The organism is Corynebacterium sp. (assembly GCF_052107835.1).
Classification (GTDB): Bacteria; Actinomycetota; Actinomycetes; order Mycobacteriales; family Mycobacteriaceae; genus Corynebacterium.
Window position 1 is genome coordinate 113,209 of record NZ_JBQEDF010000002.1, and the last position, 7,485, is coordinate 120,693.

Below are 7,485 nucleotides of genomic sequence, written 5' to 3' on the forward strand. Positions count from 1 at the left end.
GGGGACCACCGGACAATAACGTCCGTTCCATGCTGAACACACTGTCCCGGAACACACTGTCCCGCCCCCTCGTGTCCCTGACCGTGACGGCGCTCGCCGCCGGCGTGGTTCTGGGCTTCATCGCCGCCGGTACGGGGACAGACGCACCCGACCACGATCCCCCGACCAACGCCATCGCGCAGCACGTGGTCCTGGCGCTGTGCCTGGTACTCGGTGGTGGTGTCCTGACCTGGCGCCACGGAACGCTGCGCTGGCTCGGAATCCCATGGAGCAGACGGACAGCCCAACGATTCCGGGCGACCCTCGGGGATGCCACGGGGTCGGTGAAGAGCACACGGAACTTCCTGTTCTTCCTGCGCTTCGTCGGTGCGGTCATCGTCGCCCTGTTCTGCGGCTACCTGGCCGTGAGGATGGGGATGCAGGTCGGGTTCAGCACCGACCCCGCGATGACCGTCAACGCCTGGGGTGGCCCCACCGCGGTGGGCGCGTTCCTGGCCCACGCCATTGACGCGGCACTGATGTTCGGCCTTGCCGTCGTGGTCGGCAACCTGCTCCTGGTGCGTGCACCTGGATCCGCTACAGCACCGCGTCCCGCCACATAGCCGGGACCAGCTCGTACCGGCGGTCCCGGATCCACCGCACGCCCTGCTCGGCGAACTCCCGGCGGGTGGCGAACCGGTAGCGGTAGGAGATCACCCGCACCGCGTCCGGAGGCTCACCGTCGAAGGGGTCATCGCCGAGCAGGCGCAGGGTCGCGGGATCAGCCTCCAGCAGCCGTCGCAGCAGCACCGTGAACCATGAATCCAGCCTCCCGCCCAGCGGCAGGAACCACATCATCCAGTCCAGCCGCAGGTGGTACGGGGCGAACTGCCGCGGGACCCGGCGCACGTCGCCGGGCTTGCCCCGGAAGCCGTACTCCTGCCAGTCCCCACCGCCCAGCGTCCCCTCGATGACGTACTCGGTACGTGTCGTCGTCACCGTGCCGAAGGCGCCGTAGGCGTTCGCCAGCTGCCACCGGTTGAATGATCCGTTCATCACCTGCCGTTTCGAGAACAGGTTCCGCGCCGCTGGCCAACTGAGCAGGACGTAGACGGCGAACACCGCCGTGGTGATGACGGCCCAGTACACCGGAAGGTCCCCGGTCTGTTCCCCGGAGCCTGCCACCCCGACCGCCGAGAACGCCAGCACGATCGTCGCCCAGTTCAGCCAGGCGAAGTTGCCGCTGGCCACCAGCCACAGCTGCGTCACAATGACCAGACCGGCGGCCACGGCGCCGACAACCACCGGCCAGGACGCGTCGACGACCAGGCTGAGCACGGGCACGAACAGCAGCCACGTGACCCCGAGCTGGGTGATGTGGTTGCCGACCACCTCGCCCCGGTGGAACCAGGCGGGGAGCAGATGGAACTGCCTGCTCAACGGCCCTGGCATCGGCTGGGTCTGGTGGTGGTGCATCATCGCCGTGAGGTCGCGCCATTCGCGTCCGCCGCGGATCTTGATCATCCCCGCCCCGAACTCCAGGCGGAAGACCAGCCACCAGAACAGCACGATTACCAGGGTGGCGGGCGGCTGCGCATCAGAGCCGAGGAACGCCGCCAGGAACCCCGCCTCGCACAGCAGCATCTCCCAGCCGAAACCGTAGAACGTCCTCCCGATGCTGGTGACCGACATGTAGCCGAACCACAGCGCCAGGAAACACAGCATCGGCACCCACGGCGGACCGGTCTGCGGGACGCCCAGGACCAGCAGCAGGGACACAACGATCCCGACCCAGCAGAGGGCAGCCAACCGCCGGTCGGTGTACCTGAGCAGGCGGAACAGGGTGGGGCGCAGCACTGGTTCGCCCCGTGCCTTCTCGATCTCGCGGGCCCGGTCGAGGAACTCCGGGGCGGGCAGCAGGCCGCGTTCACCCGCGAGCGGTCGGAACTGGTTCAGCGTGGAGACGAAGCCGATCAGGAACAGCGCCGCGATGCCCCGCTGCAGCACCTGGCGCGCCAGCTCGAAGTCCACGGCGGCCAAGCCGTTCATGGCTCCCAGTGTAGGACCCTCCGGCCCTCCCTTTCACTCCCCGCTGATCTTCTGCGTCAACCAGCTGTAGATCAGCGCTTCGGTGAACGCCACCTGGCTGTTGTCCGCGGCACCGCCGTGCCCGCCCTCACTGTTCTCCCAGTAGTCCACCGGCTGCCCCGCCTCCTTCAGCAGCCATGCCAGGGAACGGGCGTGGGCGGGGTGGACGCGGTCGTCCCTGGTCGACGTGGTGACCAGTGCCGGCGGGTACGTGACGTCGGTGGCGGAGGCGACTCGCTGGACAGGGGAGTAGCGCTCGATGACCTCGCGTTCGTCCGCCTCGTCCGGGTTGCCGTACTCGGCCATCCAGGACGCGCCGGCGGAGAGCCGGTGGTAGCGCAGCATGTCCGCCAGCGGAACCTGCGACACCACGGCACCGACCAGCTCCGGGTACGAGGTCAGGCACACCGCGGTCAGCAGGCCCCCGTTCGATCCGCCGCGGACCGCCAGGGTGGAGGTGTCGGTGTACCCACGGGCGACCAGGTCCTCGAGCACCGCCCGGTGGTCCTCGAAGACCTTCTCCCGGTTCAGCTTCACGGCCTGCGAATGCCATGCCGGGCCGAACTCCCCACCGCCGCGGAGATTCGCCTGCACCGCCAGGCCACCCCGGCTCAGCCACGAGATCCCCGATACCGCCGAGTACCCCGGCAGCAGGGACACCTCGAAACCGCCGTAGGCGTTGACCAGCGTGGGGCGCGTCGTCCCGTCGAGGTACCCCGAGACCAGGTACGGGATCCTCGTGCCGTCGGCGGAGGTCGCCCACTGCTGGACACTGGCCATTCCCGACGCATCGAAACGTGCCGGCGCGCGCCGTGCTGTCTCCGGCTGAAGCTCCCCCAGGACCCCACGCAGCAACGTGGACGGCTGGAGGGTGGAGGACGCGAGCAGCCAGATCTCGTCGTCGTGGGTGGGGGACGTCCCGACAACCGTCACCGTGGCCTGTGCCGGGAGCCCCCCGACCGTCCCGGCGGTCCAGTCGCCGACGGTGAACGTGCGCAGTTGGGTGGTGACGTCATGGAGCAGCGTCAGGACCAGGTAGTTCTCCGTCCACGCGAAGGACTGCAGCGACGTGTGCCCGTCCGGGGTGAAGAGGACCGTGGCCTCGCGGCCCCCGTCGAGCCAGGCATTCAGGTCCGCCACCGCCAGTGCGCCGGAGGGGATTCCGTTGACCTCGGTGCGGGGGAGTATCACCAGGTAGTCCCGGTGGATGGACACCTCGCAGTCCTCCGGAACGTCGATCCTGCGGAGTTCCCCGTCGACCTCGGTGAAACTCTCGGACAGGTAGAAGTCGATGGAGCGCTCGACGAGAAGTCTCTCGAAGCCCTCGGTGAGATCGAAGGCGGCGCCGACGGCCACGTCCGTCGACTCACCCCCGAACACCACCTCGGCGTTGTCCAACGGCTCACCGCGCCGCCACCTGCGCACCTGACGCGGATACCCCGACTCCGTCAGCGTGTGTGAATGTGATCGTTATGCGGCGTGCTTTTTTGATCACTATATGTCGTGCTCCGTGGCCACCGGCTTCATGAGTGATCCGCGCCGATGATCATGGCCGGGGCCTTCCGTCGTTGAGCATGCTGGAAGCTCTGTCACGGCGAGGGCGGTAGCAGAAGGGCTTCTAGATCGTTGGACGCTAGCCCTTTCGGTAGCTCTACTCTGCTGCGCTAATACAGCTCGCGACCGAGGTGACGAGCATTGCTCGATGCCGCTTCAACCGGTCAGGGGACCAGGGCTCCTCCGGGGAGTGGATCTTCAGTGCCGAAGAAGCGTACTGCCATGCAGTGACTTGTCCTAGCAGCAAGGTGAGAACATCGACTGCCTGTCCGCCGAACCTCTCCGAGAGCGCTGCTATCTTCGGTGCGTACGCAGCGACCTCGTCGGCAGAGGCGTCAGGACGTTCCAGCCCAGCCCACGAGGTCAACCGAAGAACCTCTGGATGCTCAATCAGGTAATCGAACAGTGCTCCTGCATATCCGGGCAGGTCTTCGACCGTGAACGGGACCGCCTCTGCCATCTCGGTCAGCGATAGCGCCACAATGATGTCGAACAGGGTGTCCTTGGGGCCGAAGTGCACGTAGATCGACCGTTTGTTGACATTGCCCGCTTCGGCGATCCGGTCCACTCGGGCACCCGCCAGGCCATGCTCGGCGAACTCGCTACGAGCGGCTTCTAAGATCCTTCGCTTGGTTTCGGCGGCGTTGGGTGGCATGGCATCCAACCTACCGGTAACCAACTGGTTATTGACACGGGGGTCCAGGGGTGTCACACTTGTCCATGTAAGTATCCAGATAGTTACCCCAAGGAGTGTGCATGTCCCAGAAGATTCTCATTACCGGCGCCAGCAGTGGATTCGGACGCGGAGCGGCTATCGAGCTCGCCCGTCAAGGCCAGGACGTCATCGCTGCCGCTGAGACATGGCCACAGGTACGAAGCGTGCGCGAAGACGCACAAGCTGCCGGGGTTGAACTGACTGTCATCAAGCTCAACCTGCGGGACAACATTGATATCTCCCATGCCGCAAGTTTCGATGTGGATGTGCTCGTGCTCAACGCAGGCGTCATGGAAGGTGGAGCTGTCGTCGATATCCCGCTTCAGCGAGTCCGCGAGTCCTTCGACATCAACGTGTTTGGCCATCTCGAACTGGTACAGGCCATCGCCCCGAAGATGATCGAGCGTCAGCAGGGACGTATCGTGTGGACCTCATCGATGGGTGGCATCCTCGTTGTTCCGTTCCTGGGGGCCTACTGCGCCACCAAGCATGCGATCGAAGCGATCGCCGGTTCGATGAAGGTCGAACTCGAGCCTTTCGGAGTCAAGGTCGCCACCGTGAACCCCGGAGTTTTCAACACCGGTTTCAACGACACTGGTGCTGAAAGCTACGTGCAGTGGTACAACCCCGACACCGCGCAGGTGCCCATGCCCGACTTTGGGGATTCACTGGCTGATCAGGCCGATCCGCAAGAGATGATCGATGCGATGGTCGACACGATCACGTCCGACAACCCTGACTACCGGACCATGCGTCCACAGGAAACCATTGCTGCCGCCAAGCAGTGGCAGGAAACCGAGTGGACCCAGAAAGCCTAATTCTCCGCAGGAGAACGTAAGGAGCAGAACCTATGGCGCACCCTACAATCACCCTCGAATCAGCCACACAGGTTATCGGTGCAGGGAAGCACAAGGCGCGGGAACTAGGACTGAACGCGGTATTCGCCGTTCTCGACGCCGGTGCCAACCTCGTTTCCTTCGAACGGATGAACGGAGCATGGCTGGCATCGAATGACCTCGCTGTCGCGAAAGCACGGACGTCGGTGATGTTCGAGATGCCGAGCGAAGCGCTGAACGCTCCTGTGCAGTTGGGCGAACCTCTCGCGCATTTCGACCACACCAACGGTGGATTGCTGCTTATGGGAGGAGGCGTGCCCATTACGGACGCGGAAGGAAACCTCCTCGGGGCACTGGGTGTCTCTGGTGGAACACCAGAGCAGGACGCCGAGATAGCTCGCGCTGCTGTGAGCTGAACTCAGGCAGGAGCATCAGTCTGGCTCTGCGAAGAAGTGTGCTGTGTGACTGGCTCTGCGCAGACAGTGCGAAACCGATAGAGGCCTAGGGCGTGTCTGCTAATTGCGAGCCCATACCAGCACCGCCGCCAGGACCACGGCCGAGCGGTAGACGATCGCGAGCTTGTCGAACCGCGTGGCCAAGCCCCTCCATTGCTTGATCAGGGCGAAGGAACGCTCGACGACGTTGCGGCCCTTGTAGACCTCTCGGTCGAAGCTCGGGGCACATCCACACTAGCGGCCCCGTCGGCGTCGATGGCCGTGCTGGTCGCGCCGCTCGGGGATGACGTCCTTGATTCTGCGGGCGCGCAGCGTCTGGCGGATCGTGCGAGAGGAGTATGCCTTGTCTGCCAGTAGGGCATCGGGACTCGTGCGTGGCCTGCCCTGCCCGGTCCTGGCCACGCGCAGGTCGCCCAGCAGGACCGGCAGGGTCTGTCCATCGTGCGCCTGGCCCGGGGTGACGACCACGGCCAGCGGACGGCCCCGGCCGTCGACGGCGTGGTGGACCTTCGTGGTCAACCCTCCGCGGGAGCGGCCGATCGCGTGTCCGGGAGGTTCGTGGTGCGACTGCGGGCCATGGGCGTGCACGGTGCCACGGCACGCCACGGGATGCCGGTGCGGTAGCGGTAGACGATCGCTTCCACGACCCGGCGGTGGTCGGCCCAAGGCCTGCCGCGTCGTCCTGCGCTACTGGGTAGCAGAGCACGTATGCTCTCCCACTGATCGTCAAAGAGCCGCAGTCGACGAGGCACTGAGGGCAACCGGACACCGCACTCCCCAGCTTGTAGCGTCGGGGAGCACGATGTCAGTCGATGTTCTTGATCACTCGGGCGGGTACGCCAGCGACCACCGTGCGCGCGGGCACGTCGTGGGTGACGACCGCGCCGGCAGCAACGACTGCGTCCGCACCGATGGTCACACCTTGAGTGACTACGGCAGCCGCACCGATCCAAACGTCGTCCTCGATCACAATCGGGGCGCTGACGGTGTACTCGCGCCGCTCTGCCAGCGGCAGCGGGTGACCGCCGGTGATCAAGCTGACCCGCGGAGCGATCATGACGTTGTCACCGATGGTGATGCCACCGCCGTCCATGAAGGTGCAGCCCTGGTTGACGAAGACGTTCTCGCCGAACGTCGTGGCCAGTCCATGCTCGGTGTAGAACGGCGGGTAGATCGTCACGGAGGCCGGCAAGGGGCCACCGAAGACAACTGAAAGTAGTTCAGCGCGTGCCTCGGTGTCATTGAAGGGCAGGACGTTCAGCCGAGAGGTCGCATCGGTGACCTGGGCGATTCGCTCCGCAAAGTGCGCAAATTCTGGTGTCTGGACGTGCATTATCTGTTCTATTCGGGAAGCCATGCCGCAATCTCAGCAGAGTCGCTGCCCCACGATCAAACAACTCACCGTTCACGGAAACAACTACAGGTTGTAGAGCTATGATCGTAGCGTGGACATCAAAGCTGTACGGACTTTTGTAGCCATCGCTGAGGTTGGGCAGTTCCAGGAGGTGGCCGACAAATTCGGAATCAGCCAGCAGGCGGTCTCCAAGCGGATCATGGGTTTAGAGAGGAACCTCGGGGTCTCGCTCCTGGTACGCACCTCCCGGGGATCGCGGCTGAGCTTGGACGGTCAGCTGTTCCTCCCGCACGCCAAAAAGGTTCTGATGGCGCTTGAGGATGCAGAGCAAGCTATGCGCCCCGGGACCCGTCCCCTGCGGGTCGATGTCCTCAATCGGCGCATCGCGCCAGCCCAAGCCGTCCACCGCTTCTACCACTCGCGCCCCGACACCGTCCTCGATGCGGTTAGGGTCTGCTGCACGTTTAGGTGACAGTTGTTAGTCACGCCGCGAGGGCGACGTCC

The 7,485-nt window shown here is 64.9% G+C and carries 9 protein-coding genes and 1 pseudogene; 4 read left to right on the forward strand and 6 right to left on the reverse strand.

Annotated elements, in window-relative coordinates; translation table 11 throughout:
• Positions 1-29: 29 nt before the first annotated feature.
• The gene (locus tag ACTIL2_RS00980; RefSeq protein WP_442335571.1) at positions 30-602 is read left to right on the forward strand and encodes a hypothetical protein; all 573 of its coding nucleotides are present in this window, start codon (positions 30-32) and stop codon (positions 600-602) included.
• Here the strand turns inward: ACTIL2_RS00980 and ACTIL2_RS00985 are convergent.
• From ACTIL2_RS00985 to ACTIL2_RS00995, 3 genes are all read right to left on the reverse strand, one after another.
• Positions 577-2,028: a lipase maturation factor family protein gene (locus ACTIL2_RS00985; protein WP_442335572.1), complete on the reverse strand. Its 1,452-nt coding sequence runs from the start codon at positions 2,026-2,028 to the stop codon at positions 577-579. The two genes, ACTIL2_RS00980 and ACTIL2_RS00985, sit on opposite strands and share 26 nt — an antisense overlap.
• 33 nt (positions 2,029-2,061) lie before the next feature.
• On the reverse strand, positions 2,062-3,492 hold the full coding sequence (locus ACTIL2_RS00990) for a prolyl oligopeptidase family serine peptidase (protein WP_442335573.1): 1,431 nt from the start codon (positions 3,490-3,492) through the stop codon (positions 2,062-2,064).
• A gap of 226 nt (positions 3,493-3,718) precedes the next feature.
• Positions 3,719-4,276 (reverse strand): TetR family transcriptional regulator, encoded by a 558-nt coding sequence (locus ACTIL2_RS00995; protein ID WP_442335574.1) that lies wholly within the window; start codon positions 4,274-4,276, stop codon positions 3,719-3,721.
• A 101-nt stretch (positions 4,277-4,377) separates the two neighbouring features.
• Between ACTIL2_RS00995 and ACTIL2_RS01000 the strand changes: the two genes are divergently transcribed.
• Positions 4,378-5,154 carry an SDR family oxidoreductase gene (locus ACTIL2_RS01000; RefSeq protein ID WP_442335575.1) on the forward strand — a complete coding sequence of 259 codons (777 nt, stop codon included), beginning with the start codon at positions 4,378-4,380 and terminating at the stop codon, positions 5,152-5,154.
• 32 nt (positions 5,155-5,186) lie between these two features.
• Positions 5,187-5,588: a GlcG/HbpS family heme-binding protein gene (locus ACTIL2_RS01005; RefSeq protein ID WP_442335576.1), complete on the forward strand. Its 402-nt coding sequence runs from the start codon at positions 5,187-5,189 to the stop codon at positions 5,586-5,588.
• 99 nt (positions 5,589-5,687) lie between these two features.
• Here ACTIL2_RS01005 and ACTIL2_RS01010 read toward each other — a convergent pair.
• From ACTIL2_RS01010 to ACTIL2_RS01020, 3 genes and pseudogenes are all read right to left on the reverse strand, one after another.
• Positions 5,688-6,233: pseudogene (locus tag ACTIL2_RS01010) on the reverse strand (IS5 family transposase).
• Positions 6,143-6,379, reverse strand: a complete 237-nt coding sequence (locus ACTIL2_RS01015) for a transposase (RefSeq protein ID WP_369008449.1) — start codon at positions 6,377-6,379, stop codon at positions 6,143-6,145. The pseudogene ACTIL2_RS01010 and the gene ACTIL2_RS01015 overlap by 91 nt, the downstream one beginning before the upstream one ends.
• 53 nt (positions 6,380-6,432) lie before the next feature.
• Positions 6,433-6,960: a DapH/DapD/GlmU-related protein gene (locus tag ACTIL2_RS01020; RefSeq protein ID WP_145943563.1), complete on the reverse strand. Its 528-nt coding sequence runs from the start codon at positions 6,958-6,960 to the stop codon at positions 6,433-6,435.
• Between the two features lie 112 nt (positions 6,961-7,072).
• Here ACTIL2_RS01020 and ACTIL2_RS01025 point away from each other — a divergent pair, with 112 nt between their 5' ends.
• Positions 7,073-7,453, forward strand: coding sequence for a LysR family transcriptional regulator (locus tag ACTIL2_RS01025; protein WP_442335577.1), 381 nt, complete (start codon positions 7,073-7,075; stop codon positions 7,451-7,453).
• The last annotated feature ends 32 nt before the right edge of the window (positions 7,454-7,485 follow it).

What these genes read in the sequence shown, in the direction of transcription:
- ACTIL2_RS00980 (WP_442335571.1), top strand. Translation starts at nt 30, where the DNA reads ATGCTGAACACACTGTCCCGGAACACACTGTCCCGCCCCCTCGTGTCC.
- ACTIL2_RS00985 (WP_442335572.1), bottom strand. Translation starts at nt 2,028, where the DNA reads ATGAACGGCTTGGCCGCCGTGGACTTCGAGCTGGCGCGCCAGGTGCTG.
- ACTIL2_RS00995 (WP_442335574.1), bottom strand. Translation starts at nt 4,276, where the DNA reads ATGCCACCCAACGCCGCCGAAACCAAGCGAAGGATCTTAGAAGCCGCT.
- ACTIL2_RS01000 (WP_442335575.1), top strand. Translation starts at nt 4,378, where the DNA reads ATGTCCCAGAAGATTCTCATTACCGGCGCCAGCAGTGGATTCGGACGC.
- ACTIL2_RS01005 (WP_442335576.1), top strand. Translation starts at nt 5,187, where the DNA reads ATGGCGCACCCTACAATCACCCTCGAATCAGCCACACAGGTTATCGGT.
- ACTIL2_RS01020 (WP_145943563.1), bottom strand. Translation starts at nt 6,960, where the DNA reads ATGCACGTCCAGACACCAGAATTTGCGCACTTTGCGGAGCGAATCGCC.